This window comes from Sphingomonas jeddahensis, assembly GCF_001981525.1.
Classification (GTDB): domain Bacteria; phylum Pseudomonadota; class Alphaproteobacteria; order Sphingomonadales; family Sphingomonadaceae; genus Sphingomonas; species Sphingomonas jeddahensis.
In genome coordinates this window covers 103744-128858 of record NZ_MPSB01000004.1, presented here as the reverse complement: position 1 = coordinate 128858, position 25115 = coordinate 103744, and the positions used below count along the sequence as shown (strand labels likewise).

Sequence of the window (25115 nt, the reverse complement as noted above, 5' to 3'; positions counted from 1 at the left end):
GGGCGAACGGGAAAAGTCTCCGTCACCCCGGCCTTGAACTGGGGTCCCGCACCTTCTTCCTACCGAAACACAGCGGGATCCCGGATCAAGTCCGGGGTGACGCAAAAATCAGCGCGGCCGCGTCCACAGCACCGGGTCCCGCGGTGCATCTGCCACCGGCCGCCGCGCCGCCAGCGCCGCCTTCGCCACCCACGCGAGCTTGGCGCGCTTCGACGTCGTCACGCGGTGATCCCACGCATGATTGCCCCGCGCCGCAACCTCGCGTGCGATATCGCCATAGATCCCCGCCGCCGCCAGCACCGCCCAGCGCGCGCGCGGCGGCAGCTTCGCTGCGCCCACCCGCGCACTCGCCTCATGCAGCGCCGCCCGCGCCGCCAGCCGACGCGACAGCACCACCAGACGATCACGGAACGGCGGCTTCATGTGCTGGCCGGGCGGCATGTCCATCTCGACCAGCCACTCCACCGGCAGGTAGCAGCGCCCGACCTGGTCATCCTCCTCGATATCGCGCGCGATATTAGCGAGTTGGAATGCCATGCCGAGGTCGCAGGCGCGATCCAGCGTATCCTCGTCGGCGGGATCGACGCCCATGACGACAGCCATCATGCACCCGACCGCGCCGGCGACATGATAGCAATAACGATACAGATCTCCCTCGCTGCGCGGTCGCCAGTCCTCGGCATCGAGCCGAAAGCCGGCGACCAGATCATGCGCGAAGCGCGCCGGCAGCCCCGTTTCCGCTGCCACGACACGCAAGGCGTCGAACGGCATGTCGCCCACCACGCGTCCCGCCAGCGCCGCGCTGGTCTTCTCCGCGATGATCGCGACGCGCGCCTCGGCATTGGCGACGGCCGTCATGCCATGCCCATGATCCTGCCCGTCGACGATGTCGTCGCACGCGCGGCACCAGGCATAGAGCAGCCACGCCCGCTCACGCGTCGTGCGGTCGAACAACTTACTGGCCAGCGCAAAGCTCTTCGATCCCCGCGCGATCGACTCACGTGCGGCGGTGACGAGGGCGGCGCGCTCCCCATCCACCGTTCGCCCTGAGCTTGTCGAATGGCGTGTTCCAGGCACGGACTTCGACAAGCTCAGCCCGAACGGATCATGTTCGGCAACCGGCTCACAAATCCGCCGCGTTCATCCGCACGATCGGCTGCGTCGGCACATGGCTTCCCATCCGGTCGAGCAGCACCTCCAGCGTCTCCGCCACGATCAGCAAGTCCCGATGCTGCGGCCGCAGGAAGCCGACCTCGCCCATCTTCTCCCAGAAGGCGATGAGGTGATCGTAATAGCCCGCTGTGTTGAGCAGCCCGACGGGATCGGCGTGATAGCCAAGCTGCGCCCAGCTCAGCGCCTCCCACAATTCGTCCATCGTACCGGTACCGCCTGGAATGGTGACGAACCCGTCGGACAGATCGGTAAACGCGCGCTTGCGATCGTGCATGCCTTCGACGACGTGAAGCTCTGTCAGCCCGCGATGCGCCACTTCGGCATCGACCAGCGCCTGCGGGATCACCCCGATCACCTCGCCGCCCGCCACCAGCGCGCCATCGGCAACGGCACCCATCAGGCCAAGCCGACCGCCACCATAGACGACGCCGATCCCGCGCTCTGCCAGCGTGCGCCCGACCGACCTCGCCGTTTCGGTGTAGAGCGGATCACGCGGCGTTGCGGAGCCACAGTAAACAGCCAGGCGCTTCACGCTCTCCCCTCCCGCTTATGGGAGGGGAACACACACAAATTCACCGTCTCACTCCTTCAAGCATCAGCGCCGCCGTCGCCTTCGCGCTCCCGACGACGCCGGGAATCCCGGCCCCCGGATGCGTCCCGGCACCGACGAAATACAGATTACCGATCGTGTCGTCGCGATTGTGCACGCGGAAATAGGCGCTCTGCGTCAGCACCGGCTCCAGGCTGAACGCGCTGCCGAGATGCGCATTGAGATCGCGCGAGAAATCGGCGGGCGTGTAGCTGAACTTGGTGATGATCCGATCGTGAATATCGGGGATCAGCCGCCGCCCGACCTCGTCGAGAATTCGCTTCTCCAGGATCGGCTTGATCCGTTCCCAATCCTCCGGGAACTTGCCCTGATGCGGCACCGGCGCCAGCGCGTAGAAGGTCGAACAACCCTCCGGCGCGAGGCTCGGATCGGTCACCGTCGGATGGTGCAGGTAGAGCGAGAAGTCCTCGCTCAGCACGCCATGATCGTAGATGTCCGACAACAGCCCCTTATAGCGCGGGCCGAACAGGATCATGTGGTGCGGGATGCCCGGCCAGGTGCCCTTGATCCCGAAATGCACCACGAACAGCGAGGGCGAGAACTTCTTGCGCTCCAGCCGCCCCGCAGTCCTTGCCGCCGCGCGCGACGAACCCAGCAGATCGCGATAGGTGTGGACGATGTCACCGTTGGAGGCGACCATGTCCGCTTCCTGCCGCCAGCCGCTTGCCGCGCGCACCGCCGTCACCCGGTCGCCCATCGTCTCGATCTCGGCCACCGCATCGTTCAGCCGGATCGTACCGCCCAGCCGCTCGAACAACGCCACCATCCCCGCGACCAGCCGGTTGGTGCCGCCGCGCGCGAACCACACGCCGCCGTCGCGCTCCAGCTTGTGGATCAGCGCATAGATCGCACTGGTGGTCATCGGATTGCCGCCCACCAGCAACGTGTGAAACGACAGCGCCTCGCGCAGCTTCTCGCTCTTCACGAACGAGGAGACGATCGAATAAACCGATCGCCACGCCTGATACTTGGCCAGCGCCGGCGCCGCCTTGATCATCGACGCGAAGTCGAGAAACGCGACATGGCCGAGCTTCTCATACCCCTCGCGATACACGCCGGCCGAATATTCCAGGAACTTGGCATAGCCCGCGACATCCGCCGGATCGAGCTTGGCGATCTCGGCGCGCAGCAGCGTATCGTCGTTGGTGTAATCGAAATTGGTGCCGTCGGGCCAGTTGAGCCGGTAGAAGGGCTTCACCGGCTCGAGCGCAACATCCTGCGCCATGTCATTGCCCGACAGCGCCCACAAATCCGCCAGGCACGCCGGATCGGTGATCACCGTCGGCCCGGCATCAAAGGTGAAGCCGTCGCGCTGCCACACATAGGCGCGCCCGCCCGGCTTGTCGCGCGCCTCCACGATCGTGGTCGACACGCCGGCCGATTGCAGCCGGATCGCAAGCGCCAGCCCGCCGAAGCCGGCCCCGATAACGATTGCGCGGGTCAATTGGCGTTCCTGATTACGCGCAGCGCGCGAAAGAATGGCACGGGCGGCTTGCCCGACAGCACCCGCAACTTGTCGTTGCGCGTCGATTGCGCGGCATAGAAGCGCCCGATCAGCCTGGGGTGCAGGCGATAGAACCGCTCCAGCACCTTGTAGCGCGCATCAGGATCGGCGGCGCGGAACAGCATTGCATCGAGCATCCGGTAGAAACGCCGCTCGTCCCAGCGGTCGCGGGCGTAATCGTGAGTCAAATCGTGCAGCCCTTCGCCGCTCAAGTCCTTGGCCTCCGCAATGCGAATGGCGAGCCGCACCGCGTCGGGCAGCGAATAACCCGTGGTAGGATGAAAAAGACCCGCGCGCGCGCCAGCCTTGGCCACTTTCGCCCCGCCCCAGCGCCAATATCCCTCGAAGTCACCGCCGATCACCACCGGCAACGCGCCCTTTTCCTCGCGTCCGGCGTGGGTCGCCTTCCAGCCCTTGGCCTCGGCGTAAACGTCGATCCGCCGGTGCAGCGCGCCGACGTTCAGAGTCGCGGTGTCGCTGTAATAGGTATCCTCGACGAACAATTCGGTCGGCGAGAACGGCAGCAGATAGACGAAGCGATAGCCATCATGCTGCGCAACGGTGGCGTCCATCACCATCGGCCGCTCGACACCGTGCCCCTCGGGCACATGGAGCAGGCGCCCGACGAACTTCTGCCATCCTACCTCCAGCATGGAGAGATCGCCCGGCCCGCGCGCGTCGATCACACCCTTGGCCTCGATCCGGTCGCCATCGGCGAGCACCACCGCAGTCGGGCTGCACGCCAGCACCTTGCGCCCGGTCATCACCGCTTCGGCCGGCAGCGCCTTGCGCACCACCTGGTCGAACCGATCCGATTCGATCGAATAATAAGGCTGGTTGATCGTCCGGCCGTGCGCGGGGAAGGTGACGTCATAGGCAGGCCAGGCGTGACAGACGAGCGGTGTCAGCAGCCAGCGATCATCCTTGGCCACGTCACCATCGAAGAACGACCAGATGTGATTGCCGCCAAGCGTATCGCCACTATCGATGATGCGCACGATCAGCTCTGGCCGGCGCGCGGCGAGCGCCAGCGCAATCAGCCCGCCCGCCAGCCCGCCGCCGACAATGGCGATGTCGCATTCATGGGTAACTGGCATGCCTTCCGCGTAGCGGATCGGGCGGGAGGACGGAAGCGGGGATCGGCCCTCCTTGCCTCCTGACCGTCACCCTGAACTCGTTTCAGGGTCCGCCCTTCCCCTCGCCAGGCGGCGTCTTGTGGCACGGTGGATGCTGAAACAAGTTCAGCATGACGCCGGGATGTGGGGCGACACCGCGGCCTCCACCCCGTACAAGCCACCCATGTCGATCGCGCTCGCCATCATCCTGTCCGCCGCGGCGATGACGCTGATCATTGGCGTGCGCTATCTCATCGCCAGCGGCGCCTTTGCGCTCGCCACCCGCGCGAAACACCCCGGTCTCTACACCGGCCTTGATGCGCAGGTGCGTCGCGAGGTCGCGTGGAGCCTCGCCTCCGCCGCCATATACGGCGTGCCCGCGGGCGTGGTCGCCTGGGGCTGGCAGAACCGCGGCTGGACGCAGATCTACGACAACGTCCATGCCATGCCGCTGTGGTATCTGCCCGTCTCGGTGCTGCTGTATCTCTTCGCGCACGACACCTGGTTCTACTGGACGCACCGCTGGATGCACCGGCCGCGTCCGTTCAAGCTCGCCCATGCCGTCCACCACGCCAGCCGCCCGCCGACCGCCTGGGCGGCGATGGCGTTTCACCCGATTGAGGCGCTGACCGGCGCTGTGGCAATTCCGCTACTGGTGTTCCTGATTCCGATCCATGTCAGCGCGCTCGGTTTGGTGCTCGCCATCATGACCGTTATGGGCGTCACCAACCACATGGGCTGGGAGGTTTTCCCGCGGTTCATGTGGCGGGGGCCAGTGGGGGCGTGGCTGATCACCGCCAGCCATCATCAACGTCATCATGAGCGGTACGGATGTAATTATGGGCTTTATTTCCGCTTCTGGGATCGGCTGTGCGGCACCGACGACGGGATCGGGGACTTCACCAAGGATCGCCAGAGGAGTCGGGCGCCCGCTGCTGCTCGGCGTCGGGGCGGCGATGCTGATCGGGGCGGCGCCAATCGCGCGGCTTGACGTCGGCTTTGATGACGTTCGCTCGGCCAAAGGCATGCTGCGCGTCTGCCTGACGGCGGATCCCGACAACTTCCCGCGTTGCGTCGACGACGCCAATGCCACGCGCCGCTCGGTCCCGGCCGGCACGGACAAGCTGCGCTTCGACGGCCTGCCGCATGGCCGATATGCCGTGGCGGTGATCCATGACGAAAATGGCAACAAGAAGCTCGATACCTTTGCCGGGATCCCGCGCGAAGGCTTCGGCTTTTCGCGCAATCCCCCGATCCGCTTCGGCCCGCCCAAGTTCGAGGCGGCGCGGTTCAGCATCGAAGATGATGCTGAAAAGCAACAGGTGAAGCTCCGCTACATTCTGTAAGCGGGCGATGCGGAGCTAAATTGCTACACGCTGGTTACGTCAGCCGACCAACAGGGGACGCTTTCGTGATCGCCAAGAATTTGCTGGGCCTTGTGGCCCTTGCCGCCATGCTGCCCGTCGCCGCCGCGGCACAGGACGCCGCAACCCCGCCCGCTAGCGCCGCCGAACTCGCCGAGGAAATGGGCGGTGACACGGTGACGATCGGCCTGGGCGTCGGTTACATGCCCGATTACGAGGGGTCCGATGATTATCAGTTTACGCCCGTTCCCGGCGTGATCGGCAGCGTCGGCGGCGTCAACTTCCAGGTGCTCGGCAACCGCGCCAGCGCCGATCTGATCCCCAATCAGCCGGGTCCGACGTGGGATTTCCAGGCCGGCCCGATCGGCGTGGTCAACTTCATGCGCTCGAACCGCTCGGGCATCGACGATCCGCGCGTGCGGGCACTGGGTGATCTCGATACGGCGATCGAGCTTGGCGGCTATGTCGGCATCGGCAAGACGGGGGTGATCACCAGCCCCTATGACAAGCTGTCCGTGTCGGTCAGCTATCGCCATGACGTGACCAATACCCATGGCAGCGGCATCTGGCAGCCGACGATCAACTATTTCACGCCGCTCTCCACCAAGGCGGCCGTGGCACTGTTCGGATCGGCCGAGCGGGTCGAGACCAAGTATCTGCGCACCTATTTCGATGTTTCGCCCACCCAATCCGTCGCGTCGGGCCTGCCGACTTACAACGGCCGTGGCGGGTGGAAGAGCTGGACCGTCGGCGCGATGGGCACATACTCGCTCACCGGCAATCTGTTGAAAGGCTTCAAGCTGATCGGCGGCGGCACCTATCGCAAGCTCATCAACGATGTTGGCGACAGCCCGATCGTTCGCGATGCCGGCACCCGTAACCAGTGGCTCGGCGTGCTCGGCCTCGCCTATACCTTCTAACCGGCTCGGAGAGGGCGCGCGCCTGCGCCACCCTGGGGTGGAGCCCGGAACCACGGAATATAACAGGGACAAGGCTCCACCCCCACAGGCGATCCGCGGCGCCGTATCCAGACCGGGCGCCGCAATGCGTTGATCCTCCACGCTTTCTGAGGCAAAGGGGGCGAATGGTTCCCCTTTCGTTCGGCGGCCACGAGCTTGTCCCGCTTTCTCAAGGCGCGCTCTTCTGGCCGGCGCGACGCGCGCTGCTGGTCGCCGATCTCCATTTTGAGAAAGCGAGTTGGTTCGCGCGCGGTGGGCAGATGCTGCCGCCTTATGACAGCTTCGCCACATTGGCGGACATCACCGCACTCATCACCGATCTGGGCGCAGCAGAGGTCTGGTGCCTGGGCGACAGCTTCCATGACGTGGAGGGCTGCGCCCGCCTGCCCGTCGCTGCACAGGACATGCTCCGCGCGCTGACCGCCGCCACACGCTGGACATGGATCACCGGCAATCACGACCCACACGGCGTCGATCGCTGCGGTGGCGAGGTGGTGGACGAAGCGCTGGTCGATGGCCTCCTGCTGCGCCACGAAGCCTGTCCCGGTGAGCCTCGTCCCGAATTATCGGGCCATTTTCACCCCAAGTTACGCATCCGCATTCGCGGCAAGCTCGTGTCGCGCCGCTGTTTCGTCGCCACCGGCACCAAGCTCATCCTGCCCGCCTTCGGCGCGCTAACGGGCGGCCTTGATGCCACCCATCCCGAGATCGTGCGCGCAGTTGGCACCCGGGCACAGGCGCTCATCCCGGTTGCCGATCGCCTGCTCCGTTTTCCGCTCGCTGCTTAGCTGTTGCGATCTTGCTGGCGCCCATCACGCCAGCCCGGCCACGCTGCCGGCCATTGTCCGTACCAGATCAACCTGCCCGCGTGTTCGCGTCTTGGCGAACACGCGTTTGGCATAATTACGCGCTGTCTCGATCGTCAGGCCGAGCGAATCTGCCGCTTCCGCCAGACTCGCGCCGCCAGCGACCGCGGACGCCAACCGCGCTTCGCTCCGTGTCAGCCCGAACATCGCCATCAGCGCTTCTGCCTGTTCCGCTTCGCTCCCCTCATGAGGCACCCGGATCAGCCCAAGCACCCGCATCGGCGTGCTCGCCACGCCGCGAACGGGTTCGACCGGAAGCAACAGCATCCAGGTGACGGGAGCTTGGCCAAGCGGCACCAACTCCAGCTGCCCTGTCGTCATGCACTTTCTCACCAATGAGGTGATCCCTCCGAAGGCCATGTGGCGCGCACCCAAGACGGTTTCGGCTTGCTCGGACAAGCTCAGCAGCCGGCCGTCCTCCGCGAACGCCACCCAGCCTATGCCCACGCGCTTCAAGCCTCCTGCCGCCGCCGCAGCGGCCCTGTCCCGTCGTTCAAGCGCCACGCGCGTCCGAAGGGCGATGGCGAGGTGCGGCGCCAAGCGGCCGATCAACGCGCCGTCCGCTGCGGTGAAGTCGCGTCCGGCGCGCTGGATCAAAAGCCATGCGTGGCCCCCGCCCGCCGCATCCACGCGGACTACCCGCGCAAACCTATTCTCCTCCACTGCATAGACCCGCTCGGGGCGTTGCCGCAGCGGTTCGAGCCCAGTTGGCACTTCGCTCCCCTCGGGCACTGCCAGCCATTGTGTCGTCCCGGCATCATCCTTGATCAGGATACCGGCCACATCAGCGCGCACGCGTTGACGCAGACGCTGCAGGAACATGGTCCACGGCCGCTGCTCATGGATGCCCTCATGCAGCGGCAACAGCAGATCCGTCTCGTCCGATCGCCCGATGGCCATGCTGCCTCCTCCCATATGGGAGGTGCCTTGTCACGCTGCGGGTGCCATCTTTGCGGTCAAGCAACCGGGGATATCATGACAGCCCGCACCCTTACCCATCTCGAGCGGCTCGAAGCCGAGTCGATCCACATCATGCGCGAGGTTGTCGCGGAGAGCGAACGGCCGGTGATGCTCTATTCGGTCGGCAAGGATTCAGCCGTGATGCTGCACCTCGCGCGCAAGGCCTTCTACCCCGCCCCACCGCCCTTCCCGCTGCTCCACGTCGATACGACCTGGAAGTTCAAGGCCATGTACGAGCTGCGGGACCGGATGGCGCGCGAGAGCGGCATGGAATTGCTGGTGTACAAGAACCCGGAGGCCGAGGCGCGCGGCATCAACCCGTTCGATCACGGCCCCTTGCACACGGACATGTGGAAGACTGAGGGACTGAAGCAGGCGCTCGACCAATATGGCTTCGACGTCGCCTTCGGCGGCGCGCGTCGTGATGAGGAGAAGAGCCGCGCCAAGGAACGCGTCTTCTCCTTCCGCTCTGCCAACCATCGCTGGGATCCCAAGAACCAGCGACCGGAGCTTTGGTATCTCTACAACGCCCGAAAATCGCGCGGTGAATCGATCCGAGTCTTTCCGATCTCGAACTGGACCGAGCTCGACATCTGGCAGTACATCCAGCTCAACGATATTCCGATCGTGCCGCTCTACTTCTCGAAGAAGCGGCCCACGGTCGAGCGTGACGGCCTGCTGCTGATGGTCGACGATGACCGCTTTCCACTGCGGGAGGGCGAAACGCCGGTCGAACGGTCGATCCGCTTCCGCACGCTCGGCTGCTATCCACTGACCGGGGCCGTGGAGAGCGAGGCGGCGACGCTTCCCGAAGTCATTCAGGAAATGCTGCTCACCACCACCAGCGAACGCCAGGGCCGCGCGATCGACAAGGATGCGGGCTCGGCAAGTATGGAGAAGAAGAAGCAGGAGGGGTATTTCTGATGCTGCAAAATATTACTTTGCAGCAGGGCGAGGCCATCACGCTTCATCAAACCAACCGTCACCCTGAACTCGTTTCAGGGTCCACCCTTCCTGCCGTAGTGGCGCTTCGTGTGGCGCCTTGGATGCTGAAACAAGTTCAGCATGACGGAGTGTTTTGATGACCGACGTGCGCTCACCTCAGCAGTCCCCCTACCAAGTCGACGCCCTTATCGCGCAGGACATCGACGCTTATCTCGATCGCCATCAGCACAAGTCGCTGCTCCGCTTCATCACTTGCGGCTCGGTTGACGACGGCAAGTCCACCCTGATCGGCCGCCTGCTCTACGATTCGAAGATGATCTTCGAGGACCAGCTCGCCGCGCTCGAGTCCGACTCCAAGAAGGTCGGCACGCAGGGGCAGGACATCGACTTCGCGCTCCTTGTCGATGGTCTCGCCGCCGAGCGCGAGCAGGGTATCACGATCGACGTCGCCTATCGCTTCTTCGCGACCGAGAAACGCAAGTTCATCGTCGCCGATACCCCCGGGCACGAGCAATATACGCGTAACATGGTCACCGGCGCCTCTACCGCCGACCTCGCCGTGATCCTGATCGATGCGCGCAAGGGCGTGCTCACCCAGACGCGTCGCCATTCCTACCTCGCCCACCTCATCGGCATCCGCAATCTGGTGCTCGCGGTGAACAAGATGGACCTCGTCGGCTACGACCATGCCGTGTTCGACGAGATCGTCGCCGATTACCGCAGCTTTGCGGAGTCGATCGGGGTCACCGATTTCACCGCGCTGCCGATTTCGGGCTTCAGGGGCGACAACATCACCAGCGCCTCGGCAAATACGCCCTGGTACGCGGGCCCGTCGCTGGTCGAGCATCTCGAAACCGTCGGGTTGGATGCCGAGGCTGATCAGGCCAAGCCCTTTCGCCTGCCGGTGCAATGGGTCAATCGTCCCAACCTGGATTTCCGCGGCTTTGCGGGCCTCGTCGCCACCGGCACGATCAGGCCCGGCGATCCCGTCCGCATCCTCCCCTCGGGCAAAACCTCAACGGTAGCGCGGATCGTCACACTGGATGGCGACCTCGACGAAGCCGTGGCTGGTCAGTCGGTCACCCTAACCCTCACTGACGAAGTCGATTGCTCGCGCGGCGACGTGATCGCTAGCGCAGCCGCACCGCCGCAGGTCGCCGATCAGTTCGAAGCGACGATCGTCTGGATGGCCGAGGACGAGATGCTGCCCGGTCGGTCCTATTGGCTGAAGCTGGGCACGCAAACCGCCACCGCGACGGTCCAGGCGCCCAAGTACCAGGTCAACGTCAACACGATGGAGCAGCTAGCGGCCAAGACGCTCGACCTCAACGCGATCGGCGTGGCCAACCTCTCCACGGACAAGCCGCTTGTGTTCGAGCCTTATGCCGACAACCGCAGCCTCGGCGGCTTCATCCTCGTCGACAAGCTCACCAACGCCACCGTCGCGGCAGGCATGCTGCACTTCTCGCTTCGGCGCTCGCAGAACATCCACTGGCAACCAACCGATGTCAGCCGCGATACGCTGGCCAGCCTCAAGAACCAGAAGCCGGTGGTCCTGTGGTTCACCGGCCTATCCGGCGCGGGCAAGTCCACCATCGCCAATGCCGTCGAGAAGAAGCTGGTGCGGATGAACCGCCACACCTTCCTGCTCGATGGGGACAATGTTCGCCACGGCCTCAACAAGGATCTGGGCTTTACCGATGCCGATCGTGTGGAGAACATCCGCCGCGTCGGGGAAGTGGCGAAGCTGATGACCGACGCTGGCCTTATCGTAATCACCGCCTTTATCTCGCCGTTCCGTGCCGAACGCGAGATGGTGCGACAGATGATGCAACCGGGCGAGTTCATCGAGGTGCATATCGATACGCCGCTCGCTGATGCCGAGCGCCGCGACGTGAAAGGTCTATACGCCAAGGCGCGTGCCGGGCAGCTCGCCAATTTCACGGGCATCGACAGCCCCTATGAACCACCGGAGGATCCGGAGATCCGCATCGATACCACAGCGCTGACGCCGGATGAGGCAGCGGACCTGATCATCGCGAGGATCATCCCGTGAGTGCCGATCTGTCCGACGCCGAACTCGCCGCGCATCTTGCCGGCACCGCTGGCCGCATCCTCCGCGAGGTGCGTGCCTCCGGCGTCTTCTCGGCCACCGAACTTGGGAAAGCGGGGGATCAGACCGCCAATCAATTCCTCGTTCACGCGTTGCGCGCGGCGCGCCCCGACGATGGACTGCTTTCCGAAGAGATGAAGTGCGACGGCCAACGCTTGTCCAATTCCCGCGTGTGGATCGTCGATCCCGTTGATGGCACGCGTGAATATGGCGAGCAGCGGCCGGACTGGGCGGTGCATGTCGGCCTTGCGATCGATGGCGTCGCAGCCATCGGCGCGGTGGCCCTTCCTGACGCCGGCCTGGTGCTTCGCTCCGATCAGCCGCAGCCGGTGCCAAGCCCGGCCGAACCGCTCCGCATGCTCGTAAGCCGCACGCGTCCCGCGCCGGAAGCGGTAGCCGTGGCCGAGCGGCTCGGCGCAACATTGGTGCCCATGGGCTCCGCCGGCGCCAAGGCAATGGCGGTCGTCCGCGGTGAAGCCGACATCTACCTCCACTCCGGCGGGCAGTATGAATGGGACTCCGCCGCCCCGGTCGCGGTCGCGGCAGCGCATGGGCTGCATTGCTCAAGGATCGACGGCAGCCCGCTGATCTACAACCGAGAGGACGTATATCTACCGGATCTGCTGATCTGCCCCAAGGAATTGGCGGAACAGGTACTGGAGCTGATCCGCAGCACCTGACCAAAACGCTGCAAGCCCCCCTCCCCTTTGAGGGGGGCTGGGAGAGGGTTAGTGTCTCGCCGGGAGCAGCGCTCGTGCGGAGAGACCCTGATCCCGCCCCTCTCTTCCTAGGGAAGGGTGAAGACTACCCCAAATGCTCGGCGAAGAACGCTGCCGTCCGCTGATCCGCCAGATCCGCTGCCTCGGGTGACCGCCGGTCGCCCATCTCGGTCGCAAAGCCATGATCCTCCCCGGGATAATCGTACAGCGTCACCTTCGGATGATCGTCCAGGCCTTCGTGCATCTTCTGCTGCGTCGCCTTGTCGACGAATCCGTCCTCGCCGGCGATATGCATCATTACCGGATTGGCGATGGCGTGTTTCTCACCGAGCAAGCCGTCGACGCCCACTCCATAATAGCCCACCGCTGCGTCGATGTCGGTCCGGCACGCGGTCATGAACGCCAGCCGCCCGCCAAGGCAATAACCCACTGCGCCGACCTTGCCTGTGCCGCCGAGCAGTTCGCGCGCCTTGTGGATCGAGGCTTCGATGTCGCGAATGCCGGCGTCCTGGTTGAACTGACCGAACAGGTCGAGGCCCTTTTGCAGTTCCTCGGGAACATCGGGATTCAGCTCCACGCCCGGCGCGATCCGCCAGAACAGGTCGGGCGCGATCGCCAGATAGCCCTGCTCGGCCAGCCGATCACACTTCTGGCGAATGCCCGGATTTACACCGAACACCTCCTGGATGACGATGATGGCCGCGTTGGGCTTGCCGGCCGGATCAGCACGATACGCCTTGAAACTGCCTTCGCCGTTCAGCGCAGCAACGTCGATCATCTCACCCATCTGGCTCTCCTCATCTCTTGCATGGCACCCGCAGCACGGTTGCGACGGCATCGCTATCACGGGCATAAGAAACGCGGGTGACGCTATCGTCCCCGGCCCGAGGGCTCAAGGGAGCGCAAGAATGAAGGTCACCATCGAGGTTGATTGCACGCCGGAAGAGGCCCGCCGGGCACTTGGCTTGCCGGACCTCACGCCGCTCCACGACCGCTACGTCGCGATGATCCAGCAATCGATGGATCAGGGCATGGTGCGGCCCGAGATGGTGGATAGCATGATGAAGAGCTGGGCGCCGATGGGAGAGGCTGGCGCCGCCTTCTGGCGCGGCGTCTTTGAGTCCGGCACAAAGCCGGGCGGTTGATGGCCACGATCTTCGCCGTTTCGAGCGGCCGCCCGCCAGCCGCGATCGCCGTGTTGCGCATCAGCGGCCCGCAAGCGCTCGCAGCGGCTGAGAGGCTGGCCGGCACCCTCCCAGAACCGCGCCGTGCCGCACTGCGCACCTTGCGCGATGCGGCTGGCGATCCGATCGATCGCGCGCTGGTGCTGGTGTTTCCCGGCCCTAACACCGCAACTGGCGAGGATCTCACCGAACTTCACCTTCATGGCGGTCGCGCCGTAGTCGCCGCCGCGGAGCGCGCGCTTGCCGGTATGGACGGACTGCGCGCCGCCGAGCCTGGGGAGTTCACGCGCCGCGCCTTGGCGAATGGCCGCATCGATCTGATCCAGGCGCAGGGCCTCGCCGATCTGCTCGAAGCGGAAACCGAGCAGCAGCGCCGTATTGCAATCGACAGTGCCGAGGGGACTGTGAGCCGCCTTGTCGAAGGGTGGATGAGGGACGTGTCCGGGATCGCCGCACTGGTTGAGGCAGCGATCGATTTCGAGGATGAGGGCGACGTCCTCCCGGTGGAGGCGGCGGCGATCGATGCGGAGACACGGCGCCTTGTCGCCACGCTCGATGCGACGCTGTCGCGTCCGGCCGTCGAGCGTTACCGTGACGGTGTTCGCGTCGTGTTGGTGGGGCCGCCAAATGCGGGCAAGTCCTCCCTGCTCAACGCACTGGTGGGTCGCGAAGCAGCGATTGTTTCGCCGATCGCCGGCACCACGCGCGATCGCGTCGAGGCGAGCGTGATCCGCCGCGGCCGTGTGTACGCGCTGATTGATACCGCAGGTCTGCGCGACGACAGCGATGATCCCATCGAGCAGATCGGCATCGAACGGGCACGCGCCGCGGCCGCCGCGGCGGACATCATCCTCGACCTGAACCCTCAGGCTGAGGCCGATGCACGGTCGCTGATCATCCATGCGCAAGCTGACACTCGCCCGCTTGATCACGCCGACGCCATTGCCACCTCGATCCACGATCCGGCGAGCATCGATCGATTGTGGAGCGCTATCGAGCAGCGGGGCGATGCGCTGCTAGGAACGCCTGACGGCCCGTCGTTTCACCAATCGCAGCGAACTGCGATTTCGGCCGCGCGTGCTGCGCTGGCTCGTTCGGCCGATAGTGACGACTTGCTGTTACGCGCGGAAGAACTACGAACGGCATCACGCGCGCTCGCGGGTCTGCTCGGTATCGACGCAACCGAGGCCATGCTTGACTCCTTGTTTGAGCGCTTCTGTGTCGGAAAGTGATGTTTCACGTGGAACAATGGTTTGACGTTATCGTGGTCGGTGGCGGTCACGCGGGCACCGAGGCGGCGGCTGCGGCCGCTCGCCGTGGTGCCAAGGTGGCGCTGGTCAGCCATGATCCCAGCCGCATCGGCGCCATGTCCTGCAATCCCTCTATCGGCGGTCTCGGCAAAGGTCATTTGGTTCGTGAGGTTGATGCTTATGACGGCCTGATGGCCCGCGCTGCCGATGCTGCCGGTATTCACCATCGCATGTTGAACCGCAGTAAGGGCCTGGCGGTGCAAGGCCCGCGGCTGCAAGCCGACCGTCGCCTCTATGCCGCAGCTATCCAGCGCATGATCGCAAGTGAGCCGAACATCGCTGTTGTTACTGGCGAAGCCGTAGCGTTGCTGCTTGATGAAGACCGGGTCAACGGCGTGGAACTCGCAACCGGTGCCAAGCTGCAAGCCTCGGCTGTGGTCCTCGCAACCGGCACATTCTTGGGCGGCCGGCTCTTCCGCGGCGAAGAGCAGCAAGCCGGTGGCCGTGTTGACGAGGCCGCGGCCCTCCCCCTCGCCCGTCAGCTTCGTGATCTCGCGCTGCCGATGGGGCGACTGAAGACCGGCACACCGCCGCGACTGGACGGGCGCACGATCGATTGGGCACGGCTCGAACCGCAACCGACCGATGTTGATCCTTGGACCATGTCACCGATGACGCGCGCCCGGCTGCTCCCGCAGCTTGCCTGCGCGATCACGCGGACTACAACCCAGACCCACGCGATCATCGCCGACAATCTCCATCGCTCGCCCTTGCAGACCGGCGCGATCGAAGGTCAAGGGCCACGCTACTGCCCCTCGATCGAGGACAAAATTCGCCGGTTCGGTGATCGCGACGGCCACCAGATATTTCTTGAGCCGGAAGGTCTCGACGATCCGATCGTCTATCCCAATGGCATCTCGACCTCATTGCCGGCCGACGTACAGGAAGCTTTCCTCCGCACCGTCCCCGGGCTCGAGCGCGTCCACATCACCATGCACGGCTATGCCGTGGAATATGACCACATCGATCCGCGGGCGTTGAACGCGACCTTGGCGCTGCCGCAACTCGCCGGCCTTTATCTCGCCGGGCAGATCAACGGAACGACCGGCTATGAGGAAGCGGCGGCGCAGGGCCTTGTGGCTGGCGCGAACGCCGCCGCCGCGGCCCTTGACCTGGCTCCCCTGCTCCCGGACCGTAGCGCCAGTTATATCGGCGTAATGATCGACGATCTTGTCCTGCAAGGGATCAGCGAGCCATATCGCATGCTCACCGCGCGCGCCGAATACCGGCTCGCGCTGCGCGCCGACAATGCAGAAGCGCGGCTCTCCGCGACGGCCGAAAACCTGGGCTTGTTGTCCGCCGATCGCCGTGGCCATGTCGGTGCACGCATGGCGCAACGGGCGCGGCTGCGTGCTGGCGATAGCGACATAACCATCGATGCGGACCTTCGCCGCGAGCATGAGGAGGATGTTCGCTACGCCCCCTATCTCGCCCGACAGGCAGCCGAGATCGCGCGAATGAAGCATGATGATCGCGTGACGATAGCCAGCGATACCCAGCTCGATCGAATCGCCGGCTTATCCAACGAAATGCGCGAACGGCTTCGTGCTGCCCGCCCACAAACCCTCGGTGAGGCCTCACGCGTTCGCGGTGTCACCCCTGCGGCGCTGACAGCATTGTGGCTCGACGCCAAGGCGCGGCGATGAACGAGGAACAAGCACGCGACGCGGTTCGGGCAATCGTCGGGGACAGCGCAATGCCGGCGCTCGATCGCTTTGCCGATTTGATCCGGCGGAAGAGCGAGCAGCAGAACCTCGTAGCGCGCGCCACGCTCAACGCACTATGGCAGCGCCACTTTCTCGACTCAGCACAACTCCTGCCGCTCGCCAACGATCAGCCGGGCACGTGGCTGGACGTTGGCACTGGTGCGGGTTTCCCCGGGATGGTTGTCGCTCTCGTCATCGAGCGACCCGTCATCCTGGTCGAGCCCCGCCGGCTGCGTGCCGATTTGCTTCGTCAGGTGGCCGAGCAGGAGGGTATAGCAGCGCGGGTGACCGTTCAGCAGGCGAAGGTCGAACGAGTCACGGGAGCCACGGCGTCGGTGATTTCTGCCCGTGCCGTCGCGTCGTTATCGGATTTGTTGCAATCGACGGCGCATCTTGCCGATATGAACACGCTCTACTTGCTCCCGAAGGGACAATCGGCCACCACGGAGATGAACGAAGCGCGGCGCCGCTTTGCGGGATTGTTCCACGTGGAACGAAGCATCACCGATCCTGCGTCGGGCATCGTCGTCGCTCATAACGTGAAGGAACGGCGATGATCCGCATCGCGGTAGCCAATCAAAAGGGTGGCGTCGGCAAGACGACCTCCGCCATCAACCTGGGCACGGCGCTGGCCGCGACCGGCAAACGTGTGCTGCTCATCGATCTCGATCCGCAGGGTAATGCCTCAACGGGCTTGGGCATCACCCAGGCCCAGCGGAGCACGTCGAGCTATAATGTCCTGATCGATCAAGCACCGGTTGAGGACGGTGTGGTAGCCACGGGTGTACCGCGCCTCGACATTCTGCCCGGCACGGTGGACCTGTCGGGCGCCGAGATCGAGCTGGTCGAGCTTGAGCAGCGAACCCATCGGCTGCACCGCGCGCTCGATGCTGCCCCGCCCCGCTGGGACATCGCGCTAATCGATTGCCCGCCCTCGCTGGGGTTGCTGACCATCAACGCCATGGTCGCCGCCGATTCATTGATGGTACCGCTGCAATGCGAGTTCTTCGCCTTGGAAGGGCTCAGTCAATTGCTCACGACAGTGGAGCGCATCCGTGCGCGGTTCAACCCATCGCTTTCGATCATTGGCGTCGCGCTGACCATGTACGATCGCCGCAACCGATTGACTGAGCAGGTCTCGGCGGACGTGCGTGCAGTGTTGGGCAAGGTAGTGTTTGACACCGTCATCCCGCGCAACGTCCGCCTGTCCGAAGCGCCCAGCCACGGCCTCCCGGCCCTGATCTACGATCACCGGTGCAGCGGCTCGCAGGCTTATATCGCGCTCGCCCGCGAGCTCATCGCGCGCCTGCCCCGGGCCAGCGGCGAGGCAGCGGCATGAGTGACATCAAGCGCCCACGCGGCGGGCTTGGCCGCGGCCTTGGTGCCCTGCTCGGTGACATCGCGCGCGATGACTCGCCGGCAGATAACACCAGTGGCCCACCCCCTGGCGTCCGCCTGATCCCGGTCAGCGCGATCGCACCACATCCCGAACAGCCGCGCCGGCACTTCGACGAGGATGCGCTGAACGAGCTCGCGGCCTCGATCGCCGAACGCGGGATCATCCAGCCGATCGTCGTTCGTCCGCACGGGCACAATTACCAGATTGTCGCTGGGGAGCGCCGCTGGCGCGCCGCGCAGCGCGCCCGACTGCATGAAGTGCCGGTGGTCGTTCGCGACTACACCGATACCGAGACGCTACAGATCGCGCTCGTCGAGAACATTCAGCGCCAGGATCTGAATGCAATCGAGGAGGCTGAGGCGTATAGCCGCCTGCTCGACGAGTTCGGCCACACACAGGAAGTGCTCGCCAAAACGGTTCACAAGTCGCGCAGCCATGTCGCCAACCTGCTGCGCCTGCTCGATCTGCCCAAGCCAGTGCAGGCGCGGGTGGTGGATGGCACACTAAGCATGGGCCACGCCCGCGCGATCATCGGTGCACCCGACGCAGAGGCGCTGGCGGAGCAGGTGGTAAGCAAGGGCTTGTCGGTGCGCCAGACCGAGAAGCTGGCGCAAAACGCCAAGCCGGCATCGGCACGCAAGCCGCGGCGCGAGCCGGTGGAAGGCACCGTCACCAGCGCCGGCGATGCCGACGTCGCGGCACTGGAGCGGCAATTGGGTGACCTGCTCGGTGTGAAGGTTCGCATCACCTTCGGCGCTGCCGGAGGCGCCGTGACGATCGACTATTCGACCCTCGATCAGCTCGACATGATCTGCCAGCGGCTGAGCGGGGAGCCGATCTGAGCGGGGGCGCGGCATTTCAGCCCCTTCCCATCCTTACGAATAACGCGAAGCGGCCATCACGCTCTACGTCACCCCGGTCCTGTGCCGGGGTCCACTGTTCCACAGACTCGACGGCTTAAGGCATGCGGCGCGGTGGATGCCGGGACAAGCCCGGCTTGACGACGCCGATACACGAAGATGCTGCTAAGTTCCGCGACCAGGAACGCCCCCGTCCCGCGCCGCTCAGCACAGGCCAGCTATCCCCGCACCTTCACTGCCAACTCCAGCATTGCCTGGCCCGCTAGCACGTCACCGGCGGATCCGCCGCCTGCGATCACCGCGCGCTCGGCCTCGCGCACGATCGCCAGCGCGCGCGCCAGCGCTTGGGGCGACCAGCGCCGCAGCGCTGCCCCGGTTGCCGCCTCTTCCTTGAAAAACACCCGATGCCGCTTCATCACGCTGCCCACATCGTTACCGGCGATTACCTCGCCCTTCATCTCGGCCAAATTTGCCAGCCGTCGCGCCAATGCGCGCAGCCACGGGATCGGCGATACACCCGCCTCGTCCAGGCGGCGCAAGGCTTCGCCCAGTGATGCCGGCTGGGCCGCCACCAGCGCCTCGATAACGTCCCCGGTCTCCGCCTCGCCCAGATCGGCACCGACCGCGTCCAGCGCCGCCTGATCGCATTCCGTTGGCCGCTCAGGGGCTGCGTCGAGGTACAGCGCAAGCTTTTCGATCTCGCGTGCCATCACGGCCCTGTCGCCGCCGCCGGCCTGCGCCAGGCGTCGCGCCACGCCGGCGCCGAGCCGCAGCCCCTGCTCGCGCGCCATCTCACCGGCAATCCCCTCCAGCTGGTCAGCTCCAGGTACGTAGCAGGCCAGCGCAAGCGCGAGCGGCGAGTCGAGGGCCAGCTTCGCCACCTTGGACGTCGCCTTCAGCCCCGGCGCGATCATCACCACCGGGTTGCCGACGCGCTCCGCCTCTAACAGCGCGGTGACCGCCGCCAGGCTCTCATCGCCGGCGGGCGCCACCCGGATGTGCCGTGCCGTACCGAATAGCGACATCGATGCCGCCTCATCCGCCAACCGTGCCGGATCGCCGCGCAGCGTCGCTCCATCGAGATCGACCCGCTCGGCCTCCGGGCCGAGCGCGCGCGGCAGGCGATCGGCAAGCGCCAGCGCCCCCGCCTCGTCCGGCCCGAACAGCAGGTAGAGCCGGATATCGGCCGGCGGCTTGTCCAGCGCCGCCTTCAGCCGCGCCTCGGTCGCCTTCATGGCGCTTCGGGCGCGCGCCTCGAGTACACCGCGATACGCATCAGGATCTGGTCCGCAACCGTCTGAGAAAGCCGCTCCAGCGCGGTCGCCTCCGCGGCGATCGTGGCATAGTCCGAACCGACCACGTCGATTCCTGCGTCGGAGCCGGCGGTCGCGTCCAGCACTACCCCGCCCTTGTCGAGCTCGACGAGCTGATATCGCGCCCGCAGCGTGCGCCGTTCACGCGCGACCGAATCGTCGCGGCGGATCGCAAGACCGGTGATCTCGTCATCCAGCTTGATCTGAAGGCGATAGCGAGCCGCCCCACCGGCGGGCACGGCCCCCAGCCGATCGCGAAGCGCGTTGGCGACCAACCAACCGGCCCGCCCCTCGATCGGCGCCACCTCGATCTGGCCCAGCGCCGTCGCGACCTCGCCCGAGCCGCCGCCGGCATAGAGCGGTTTCAGCCCGCAGCCGCCCAGCACCGGGGCGAGCAGCGGCACGATCAGCAAGGGCAGCAGCCGCTTCATGCGACGATGTTCACTAGGCGGTCGGGCACCACGATCACCTTGCGCGGCGCTTTGCCCTCCATTGCGCGGACGATCTTTTCCGATGCCAGCGCACGCGCCTCGGCTTCCTCACGCGCCAATCCTTTCGGCAGCACGATCGTGTCGCGCAGCTTGCCGTTGACCTGAAGCGCCACGGTCACTTCATCATCCACCAGCAAGGCAGGGTCGACGCTCGGCCAGGCAACATCGGCGATCAGCCCGTCATTGCCCTGCGCGGCCCAGACTTCCTCGGCGAGATGCGGCACCATGGGGGCGGTGATGCGCAGCAGCGTACCGAGCGCCGCGGTGCGATCCTGCGACGGCGCCGCCTTCTCGATCGCATTGGCGAGCGTGTAGATCAGCGCGACGGCCTTGTTGAACTGCAAGCCCTCGATCGCCTCGGCAACGCCCTTGGTGGCGCGATGCGCGGCCTTGCGGAGCGCGATATCCTCGCCCTGCCCGGCGCCCTCGTCGGCCAACAGGCGCCACAGCCGCTGGATGAAGCGCCATGCACCCTCGATCCCGTTCTCGCTCCACTCCAGATCGCGCTCCGGAGGCGAATCCGACAGCATGAACCAGCGCACCGCGTCCGCACCATATTGATCCACGATCGGCTCGGGATCGACGGTGTTCTTCTTGGACTTGGACATCTTCTCGACGCGGCCCACCGTCACCGGCTGCCCCGTCGCGGTCTCGATCCCGCTGTCGATATCCGCTGGCGACAACCAGCGCCCGTCCGAGGACTTGTACGTCTCGTGAGTCACCATGCCCTGGGTGAACAGCCCGGCGAACGGCTCGGCCACGTCGATCATGCCGACATGCTGCAATGCGCGCGTCCAGAAGCGCGCGTAGAGCAGGTGCAGGATCGCATGCTCCACCCCCCCGATATACTGGCCGACTGGCAGCCACTGCTCGGCCACCGCACGATCGAACGGCTTGTCATCGGGCTGGCTGGCAAAACGAATGAAATACCAGGAGGAATCCGCAAAGGTATCGAGCGTGTCGGTCTCGCGGACCGCTTCGCCGCCGCACGACGGGCACGCAACATGCTTCCACGTCGGATGGCGATCGAGCGGGTTGCCGGGCACCGCGAAGCTCACATCGTCGGGCAGCTTCACCGGCAACTGGTCCGCCGGCACTGGCACCGCACCACAGTCAGCGCAATGGATGATCGGGATTGGCGTGCCCCAGTAACGCTGGCGACTGATCCCCCAGTCGCGCAGGCGGAACACCGTTGTCCCCTCACCCCAGCCGCCGGCCTCCGCGCGGGTGATGACTTCGCGCTTGGCCTCCTCAATGTCCATGCTGTCGAGGAAGTGCGAGTTCACCAGCGTGCCAGGCCCGGTATAGGCCTCCGCCTCGTCGAAGTCGGGCGCATCCTTGGCGCCCTCCGACACGACGCGCCGGATCGGCAGCTTGTACTTGGTCGCGAACTCAAAATCGCGCTGGTCGTGCGCCGGCACGCCGAACACCGCGCCGACGCCATAGTCCATCAGCACGAAATTCGCGATATACACCGGCAGTTGCAGCGACGGATCGAACGGATGCGCCGCCTTGTAGCCCGTGTCGAAGCCCTGCTTCTCCTGCGTCTCCAGCTCGGCTGCGGTGGTACCGCCGCGGCGGCATTCCTCGATGAACGTCTGCGCCGCCGGATTGCCGGCCGCCACCGACTGAGCCAGCGGGTGATCCGCCGCCACCGCCACGAAGCTCGCGCCGAAGATCGTGTCCGGCCGCGTCGTATAGACCTCGACCACGCCCTCGCCCGTCCCCGCGCCGTCGGTCAGCGCGAAGCGGAACGTCAGGCCCTGGCTCTTGCCGATCCAGTTCTCCTGCATCAGCCGGACCTTGTCGGGCCAGTCCTTGAGATCACCCAGACCCGACAGCAGATCGTCCGCAAACGCCGTGATCTTGAGGAACCACTGGTTCAGCTTGCGCTTCTCGACCAGCGCGCCCGAGCGCCAGCCGCGCCCGTCGATCACCTGCTCGTTGGCGAGCACGGTCATGTCGACCGGATCCCAGTTCACCGCGCTCTCGCGGCGATAGACAAGGCCAGCCTCCAGGAACTTCAGGAACAGCGCCTGCTCATGCCCGTAATATTCCGGGTCGCAGGTCGCGAACTCGCGCGTCCAGTCGAGCGCAAAGCCCAGCCGCTTCAGCTGCGCCTTCATCGTGGCGATATTGTCGCGCGTCCAGCCGCCTGGATGGACGCCCTTTTCCATCGCCGCATTCTCGGCCGGCATGCCAAACGCGTCCCACCCCATCGGGTGGAGCACTTCCATGCCGTTCATCCGGCGGAAGCGCGCCAGCACGTCGCCCATCGTGTAATTGCGCACATGCCCCATGTGAATGCGCCCCGAAGGATAGGGGAACATCTCGAGCACATAGCTCTTGGGCTTGGGCGACGTGTCGTCCGCGGCAAAGGTCGCGCGCTCGTCCCACACCCGCTGCCAGCGGGCGTCGGCGGCGAGTGCGTTGAAACGCTGGCTCATGCGTGAACCTTAGTTAACGGCCGAGGAGGCGCGGCGCAGGTCACGCGCGCGGGTCAGGATCACGTCTTCCAGCTTCTGCGTCGTGGCGGCGGCAACCGGCGAGGACACCCACTGCCCGCCACGGTTCACTTCACGCAGCGCCGCGACACGCACAGCGTCGGCGCGCAGATCCTGGTCGAGGATCGTCACGGTCACCTTCATCCGCTCGGTCGGCGTCTGCGGATTGACGTACCAGTCGGTGACGATGACGCCGCCGTTGGAATCCGTCTGAAGCAGCGGCATGAAGCTCAGCGTGTCGAGCGACGCCCGCCACAAATAGCTGTTCACCCCGATGGTGGTGACACGGCTGGCGGCCAGATCGGCCTCCGGTCGCTTCTGGCCACCACCGCAAGCCGCAACGGCAAGGGCAGCACTAACGACCAGCGCGGAACGCAACGGGCGGAACATCGGCATCGTCCTGATGGAAAACTCTCGGCAGCGACCTGTACAGAGGGTGCCCTGCCCTCGCAAGTTCATGGCATGCGCCAGCTGCCGCCCGAATTTGGGCCGGCGATTGTGGAAAGCATGCAACACTTCGCTCAAAAGCAACAAACCACCATGGCGACGGGCCAACGAATCGTGTTAGGCGCGTTCTCCAGGGGTTGGAGGGAATCGTGTTCGCTGCTCGTGCGCTTATCGGTGGGTCGGTCGTGGCATTTGCCGCGATGGCGCTTGCCGTGGCACCAGCGATCGGCGCGTCCGAGATCGATCGCGTGGCACCTAAGCGGCCAGGCGGTGCAGCTCGCAATCTTGGTGGCTTTACACCGTCGTCGGCCGATCCACGACTGGCTGCAGCGTTCGCGCGCAGCGGACTGGGCAATGGCGAGTTCCGTTTCACCCCGTCCGAGAATCGCCAGGGCAATCGTCCGGTTACCGTTGCGGTGCGCGCACGCTCCACGCGGATTGCCGATACGGATCGCACCGCCGCCGCCGCAGCGGCTGCGCCGACGGTTGGGTTGGTGCCGGTGGCGTATAACCTCGGCGTATCGGTGGGCTGGAAGCGCTTTGCCGTGTCGGGGGATATCGCCAAGGTCGATCTCGCCGGCCAGCCGGGCAGCCGCGAAGCCGCCGACGTGGCGGTCAGCTATTCGCTGCCCCGTTTCACTGGCCGCGTGAAGGCAGGCAGCGATCGCCCGCTGCCGGGCACCACGCCCAAGCTGGTCGATGGCGCGGAAAGCTATTCGCTCGATGTTGGCGGCTCCTACTCGCTGACGCGCAACATCGATCTTACCGCCGGCTTGCGCTACAAATCGGAACGTGAGCGGCTTGCGCGCTTCACGGATGACCGCCGTGACAGCCAGGCGGTGTACGTCGGCACGGCGTTCCGCTTCTAACGCACGCGTCCGCCCCGTCGCTGCTTTCGCACGACCGCTGTCCAACCCACCCATGTCATCCCGGACCTGATCCGGGATCCAACGTCCGCGGACAGTGTCGCTTGCCCGTCTAGCGCCAGCACATGCGGAGCCACGAAGCTCGGATGGCGGCGTGAGCGGAAACTTCCGATCAGCGCAACCAAGCGTCGATCGCGGCCCACCCGTCGAAATCCTGCAAACGACGAAATCGTTGTGCATCCATCCCGCCCAGCGCAATTCGCTTCATCGGCAACACACGCGCCAACGCTTGCGCTCGGCTGACCCCAAGTACCTTCGAACCCGGATGCGACCTTGTCGCGAACACCGGCGACACGAACGCCACATGCGCCCCTGCCCGCCGCGCCCGGCGCGCTTCCAGCCCATCATGCACCGGCCAGGTCACCAATGCCGGCACGTGCCGGCCCTCGGCCTTGTGCACCCCCATCTCGCCATACAGCGGCACCGTACCTGCGCGCACCAGCACCAGTCCGCGCGCCCGCGCGAGCCGCAACAACCGCGCAAACAGCCGCCGCCGCTCCGCCAACGGCGTCGCATGATGCCGGAAAACAATGCCTCCGCCCTGCGGCAGCCGCCGCACCGCGCGCCACAACGCTTCCCCCATCCGCTCGTCGGTCATCAGCCAGAGACGCGGGACGGGGTGGCGGCGCTGCATGCCGCTGCCTATA

At 65.5% G+C, this 25115-nt stretch carries 26 protein-coding genes; 15 read left to right on the top strand and 11 right to left on the bottom strand.

Features of this window, described 5'->3' with window-relative positions; genetic code table 11:
* Positions 1 to 108: 108 nt before the first annotated feature.
* The 4 genes from SPHI_RS06425 to crtY all read right to left on the bottom strand — a co-directional run bounded on the left by SPHI_RS06425 (position 109) and on the right by crtY (position 4384).
* Entirely contained in the window at positions 109 to 1038 is a 930-nt protein-coding gene (locus tag SPHI_RS06425) for a phytoene/squalene synthase family protein (RefSeq protein ID WP_083719861.1), read from the bottom strand.
* An 85-nt stretch (positions 1039 to 1123) separates the two neighbouring features.
* Positions 1124 to 1705, bottom strand: a complete 582-nt coding sequence (locus tag SPHI_RS06420; RefSeq protein ID WP_076744070.1) for an LOG family protein — start codon at positions 1703 to 1705, stop codon at positions 1124 to 1126.
* Between the two features lie 40 nt (positions 1706 to 1745).
* Positions 1746 to 3227 (bottom strand): phytoene desaturase, encoded by a 1482-nt coding sequence (locus SPHI_RS06415; RefSeq protein WP_076744069.1) that lies wholly within the window; start codon positions 3225 to 3227, stop codon positions 1746 to 1748.
* A complete protein-coding gene (gene crtY / locus SPHI_RS06410) occupies positions 3224 to 4384 on the bottom strand; it encodes a lycopene beta-cyclase CrtY (RefSeq protein WP_076744068.1) in 1161 nt (386 codons plus the stop codon). The genes SPHI_RS06415 and crtY overlap by 4 nt, the downstream gene beginning before the upstream one ends.
* A gap of 202 nt (positions 4385 to 4586) precedes the next feature.
* Between crtY and SPHI_RS06405 the strand changes: the two genes are divergently transcribed.
* The 4 genes from SPHI_RS06405 to pdeM all read left to right on the top strand — a co-directional run bounded on the left by SPHI_RS06405 (position 4587) and on the right by pdeM (position 7513).
* Positions 4587 to 5393 carry a sterol desaturase family protein gene (locus SPHI_RS06405; RefSeq protein ID WP_076744171.1) on the top strand — a complete coding sequence of 269 codons (807 nt, stop codon included), beginning with the start codon at positions 4587 to 4589 and terminating at the stop codon, positions 5391 to 5393.
* Positions 5359 to 5748, top strand: a complete 390-nt coding sequence (locus tag SPHI_RS06400; protein WP_076744067.1) for a DUF2141 domain-containing protein — start codon at positions 5359 to 5361, stop codon at positions 5746 to 5748. The genes SPHI_RS06405 and SPHI_RS06400 overlap by 35 nt, the downstream gene beginning before the upstream one ends.
* A 65-nt stretch (positions 5749 to 5813) precedes the next feature.
* Entirely contained in the window at positions 5814 to 6686 is an 873-nt protein-coding gene (locus SPHI_RS06395) for a MipA/OmpV family protein (protein ID WP_233130746.1), read from the top strand.
* A 164-nt stretch (positions 6687 to 6850) separates the two neighbouring features.
* Positions 6851 to 7513, top strand: a complete 663-nt coding sequence (gene pdeM / locus SPHI_RS06390) for a ligase-associated DNA damage response endonuclease PdeM (protein WP_076744066.1) — start codon at positions 6851 to 6853, stop codon at positions 7511 to 7513.
* Between the two features lie 24 nt (positions 7514 to 7537).
* Here the strand turns inward: pdeM and SPHI_RS15095 are convergent, their stop codons facing one another.
* The gene (locus SPHI_RS15095) at positions 7538 to 8491 is read right to left on the bottom strand and encodes a helix-turn-helix transcriptional regulator (protein WP_076744065.1); all 954 of its coding nucleotides are present in this window, start codon (positions 8489 to 8491) and stop codon (positions 7538 to 7540) included.
* A 75-nt stretch (positions 8492 to 8566) separates the two neighbouring features.
* On the opposite strand from SPHI_RS15095, the gene cysD reads away from it, so the two are divergent.
* Genes cysD through SPHI_RS06370 form a run of 4 tightly spaced genes read left to right on the top strand, consistent with a single transcriptional unit; the run spans position 8567 to position 12289 of the window.
* On the top strand, positions 8567 to 9475 hold the full coding sequence (gene cysD / locus SPHI_RS06380; protein ID WP_198927827.1) for a sulfate adenylyltransferase subunit CysD: 909 nt from the start codon (positions 8567 to 8569) through the stop codon (positions 9473 to 9475).
* A complete protein-coding gene (locus SPHI_RS14940; protein ID WP_158049633.1) occupies positions 9475 to 9633 on the top strand; it encodes a hypothetical protein in 159 nt (52 codons plus the stop codon). The genes cysD and SPHI_RS14940 overlap by 1 nt, the downstream gene beginning before the upstream one ends.
* Complete coding sequence (cysN, locus tag SPHI_RS06375; protein WP_076744064.1) at positions 9633 to 11552, top strand: sulfate adenylyltransferase subunit CysN; 1920 nt, start codon at positions 9633 to 9635, stop codon at positions 11550 to 11552. The genes SPHI_RS14940 and cysN overlap by 1 nt, the downstream gene beginning before the upstream one ends.
* Complete coding sequence (locus SPHI_RS06370; protein WP_076744063.1) at positions 11549 to 12289, top strand: 3'(2'),5'-bisphosphate nucleotidase CysQ; 741 nt, start codon at positions 11549 to 11551, stop codon at positions 12287 to 12289. Before cysN ends, SPHI_RS06370 begins: the two co-directional genes overlap by 4 nt.
* 124 nt (positions 12290 to 12413) lie before the next feature.
* On the opposite strand, the gene SPHI_RS06365 is transcribed toward SPHI_RS06370, so the two are convergent.
* The gene (locus tag SPHI_RS06365; protein WP_076744062.1) at positions 12414 to 13115 is read right to left on the bottom strand and encodes a dienelactone hydrolase family protein; all 702 of its coding nucleotides are present in this window, start codon (positions 13113 to 13115) and stop codon (positions 12414 to 12416) included.
* Positions 13116 to 13236: 121 nt separating this feature from the next.
* On the opposite strand from SPHI_RS06365, the gene SPHI_RS06360 reads away from it, so the two are divergent.
* The 6 genes from SPHI_RS06360 to SPHI_RS06335 are packed head-to-tail and all read left to right on the top strand — an operon-like array spanning position 13237 to position 18769.
* Positions 13237 to 13473 (top strand): DUF6489 family protein, encoded by a 237-nt coding sequence (locus SPHI_RS06360; RefSeq protein ID WP_076744061.1) that lies wholly within the window; start codon positions 13237 to 13239, stop codon positions 13471 to 13473.
* Positions 13473 to 14744: a tRNA uridine-5-carboxymethylaminomethyl(34) synthesis GTPase MnmE gene (gene mnmE, locus SPHI_RS06355; protein ID WP_076744060.1), complete on the top strand. Its 1272-nt coding sequence runs from the start codon at positions 13473 to 13475 to the stop codon at positions 14742 to 14744. The genes SPHI_RS06360 and mnmE overlap by 1 nt, the downstream gene beginning before the upstream one ends.
* Positions 14744 to 16468 carry a tRNA uridine-5-carboxymethylaminomethyl(34) synthesis enzyme MnmG gene (mnmG, locus tag SPHI_RS06350; RefSeq protein WP_076744059.1) on the top strand — a complete coding sequence of 575 codons (1725 nt, stop codon included), beginning with the start codon at positions 14744 to 14746 and terminating at the stop codon, positions 16466 to 16468. Before mnmE ends, mnmG begins: the two co-directional genes overlap by 1 nt.
* 50 nt (positions 16469 to 16518) lie before the next feature.
* Complete coding sequence (locus tag SPHI_RS06345; protein ID WP_233130744.1) at positions 16519 to 17085, top strand: 16S rRNA (guanine(527)-N(7))-methyltransferase RsmG; 567 nt, start codon at positions 16519 to 16521, stop codon at positions 17083 to 17085.
* Positions 17082 to 17867, top strand: a complete 786-nt coding sequence (locus SPHI_RS06340; protein ID WP_076744057.1) for a ParA family protein — start codon at positions 17082 to 17084, stop codon at positions 17865 to 17867. The genes SPHI_RS06345 and SPHI_RS06340 overlap by 4 nt, the downstream gene beginning before the upstream one ends.
* The gene (locus SPHI_RS06335; RefSeq protein WP_076744056.1) at positions 17864 to 18769 is read left to right on the top strand and encodes a ParB/RepB/Spo0J family partition protein; all 906 of its coding nucleotides are present in this window, start codon (positions 17864 to 17866) and stop codon (positions 18767 to 18769) included. The genes SPHI_RS06340 and SPHI_RS06335 overlap by 4 nt, the downstream gene beginning before the upstream one ends.
* 236 nt (positions 18770 to 19005) lie before the next feature.
* Here the strand turns inward: SPHI_RS06335 and holA are convergent, their stop codons facing one another.
* From holA to SPHI_RS06315, 4 genes are read right to left on the bottom strand one after another with little or no spacing between them, the layout of a single operon-like run.
* Positions 19006 to 20022 (bottom strand): DNA polymerase III subunit delta, encoded by a 1017-nt coding sequence (gene holA / locus SPHI_RS06330; protein WP_076744055.1) that lies wholly within the window; start codon positions 20020 to 20022, stop codon positions 19006 to 19008.
* On the bottom strand, positions 20019 to 20531 hold the full coding sequence (lptE, locus tag SPHI_RS06325; protein WP_076744054.1) for an LPS assembly lipoprotein LptE: 513 nt from the start codon (positions 20529 to 20531) through the stop codon (positions 20019 to 20021). Before lptE ends, holA begins: the two co-directional genes overlap by 4 nt.
* Positions 20528 to 23038, bottom strand: a complete 2511-nt coding sequence (leuS, locus tag SPHI_RS06320; protein ID WP_076744053.1) for a leucine--tRNA ligase — start codon at positions 23036 to 23038, stop codon at positions 20528 to 20530. Before leuS ends, lptE begins: the two co-directional genes overlap by 4 nt.
* A gap of 9 nt (positions 23039 to 23047) precedes the next feature.
* The gene (locus SPHI_RS06315) at positions 23048 to 23485 is read right to left on the bottom strand and encodes a DUF3576 domain-containing protein (protein ID WP_076744168.1); all 438 of its coding nucleotides are present in this window, start codon (positions 23483 to 23485) and stop codon (positions 23048 to 23050) included.
* A gap of 206 nt (positions 23486 to 23691) precedes the next feature.
* Here SPHI_RS06315 and SPHI_RS06310 point away from each other — a divergent pair, with 206 nt between their 5' ends.
* On the top strand, positions 23692 to 24411 hold the full coding sequence (locus tag SPHI_RS06310; protein ID WP_233130742.1) for a porin: 720 nt from the start codon (positions 23692 to 23694) through the stop codon (positions 24409 to 24411).
* A 169-nt stretch (positions 24412 to 24580) separates the two neighbouring features.
* Here SPHI_RS06310 and SPHI_RS06305 read toward each other — a convergent pair whose 3' ends face one another.
* Positions 24581 to 25102, bottom strand: a complete 522-nt coding sequence (locus tag SPHI_RS06305; RefSeq protein ID WP_076744052.1) for a thiamine phosphate synthase — start codon at positions 25100 to 25102, stop codon at positions 24581 to 24583.
* Positions 25103 to 25115 lie beyond the last annotated feature (13 nt).

Excerpts from the sequence above, each read along its gene's own strand:
- leuS (WP_076744053.1), bottom strand. The coding sequence starts at position 23,038 with ATGAGCCAGCGTTTCAACGCACTCGCCGCCGACGCCCGCTGGCAGCGG.
- SPHI_RS06315 (WP_076744168.1), bottom strand. The coding sequence starts at position 23,485 with ATGTTCCGCCCGTTGCGTTCCGCGCTGGTCGTTAGTGCTGCCCTTGCC.
- holA (WP_076744055.1), bottom strand. The coding sequence starts at position 20,022 with ATGAAGGCGACCGAGGCGCGGCTGAAGGCGGCGCTGGACAAGCCGCCG.
- SPHI_RS06345 (WP_233130744.1), top strand. The coding sequence starts at position 16,519 with ATGCCGGCGCTCGATCGCTTTGCCGATTTGATCCGGCGGAAGAGCGAG.
- pdeM (WP_076744066.1), top strand. The coding sequence starts at position 6,851 with ATGGTTCCCCTTTCGTTCGGCGGCCACGAGCTTGTCCCGCTTTCTCAA.
- SPHI_RS15095 (WP_076744065.1), bottom strand. The coding sequence starts at position 8,491 with ATGGCCATCGGGCGATCGGACGAGACGGATCTGCTGTTGCCGCTGCAT.
- mnmE (WP_076744060.1), top strand. The coding sequence starts at position 13,473 with ATGGCCACGATCTTCGCCGTTTCGAGCGGCCGCCCGCCAGCCGCGATC.
- crtY (WP_076744068.1), bottom strand. The coding sequence starts at position 4,384 with ATGCCAGTTACCCATGAATGCGACATCGCCATTGTCGGCGGCGGGCTG.
- mnmG (WP_076744059.1), top strand. The coding sequence starts at position 14,744 with ATGTTTCACGTGGAACAATGGTTTGACGTTATCGTGGTCGGTGGCGGT.
- cysN (WP_076744064.1), top strand. The coding sequence starts at position 9,633 with ATGACCGACGTGCGCTCACCTCAGCAGTCCCCCTACCAAGTCGACGCC.
- SPHI_RS06360 (WP_076744061.1), top strand. The coding sequence starts at position 13,237 with ATGAAGGTCACCATCGAGGTTGATTGCACGCCGGAAGAGGCCCGCCGG.
- SPHI_RS06405 (WP_076744171.1), top strand. The coding sequence starts at position 4,587 with ATGTCGATCGCGCTCGCCATCATCCTGTCCGCCGCGGCGATGACGCTG.
- SPHI_RS06305 (WP_076744052.1), bottom strand. The coding sequence starts at position 25,102 with ATGCAGCGCCGCCACCCCGTCCCGCGTCTCTGGCTGATGACCGACGAG.
- SPHI_RS06400 (WP_076744067.1), top strand. The coding sequence starts at position 5,359 with ATGCTGATCGGGGCGGCGCCAATCGCGCGGCTTGACGTCGGCTTTGAT.
- SPHI_RS06335 (WP_076744056.1), top strand. The coding sequence starts at position 17,864 with ATGAGTGACATCAAGCGCCCACGCGGCGGGCTTGGCCGCGGCCTTGGT.
- SPHI_RS06365 (WP_076744062.1), bottom strand. The coding sequence starts at position 13,115 with ATGGGTGAGATGATCGACGTTGCTGCGCTGAACGGCGAAGGCAGTTTC.
- SPHI_RS06340 (WP_076744057.1), top strand. The coding sequence starts at position 17,082 with ATGATCCGCATCGCGGTAGCCAATCAAAAGGGTGGCGTCGGCAAGACG.
- SPHI_RS14940 (WP_158049633.1), top strand. The coding sequence starts at position 9,475 with ATGCTGCAAAATATTACTTTGCAGCAGGGCGAGGCCATCACGCTTCAT.
- lptE (WP_076744054.1), bottom strand. The coding sequence starts at position 20,531 with ATGAAGCGGCTGCTGCCCTTGCTGATCGTGCCGCTGCTCGCCCCGGTG.
- cysD (WP_198927827.1), top strand. The coding sequence starts at position 8,567 with ATGACAGCCCGCACCCTTACCCATCTCGAGCGGCTCGAAGCCGAGTCG.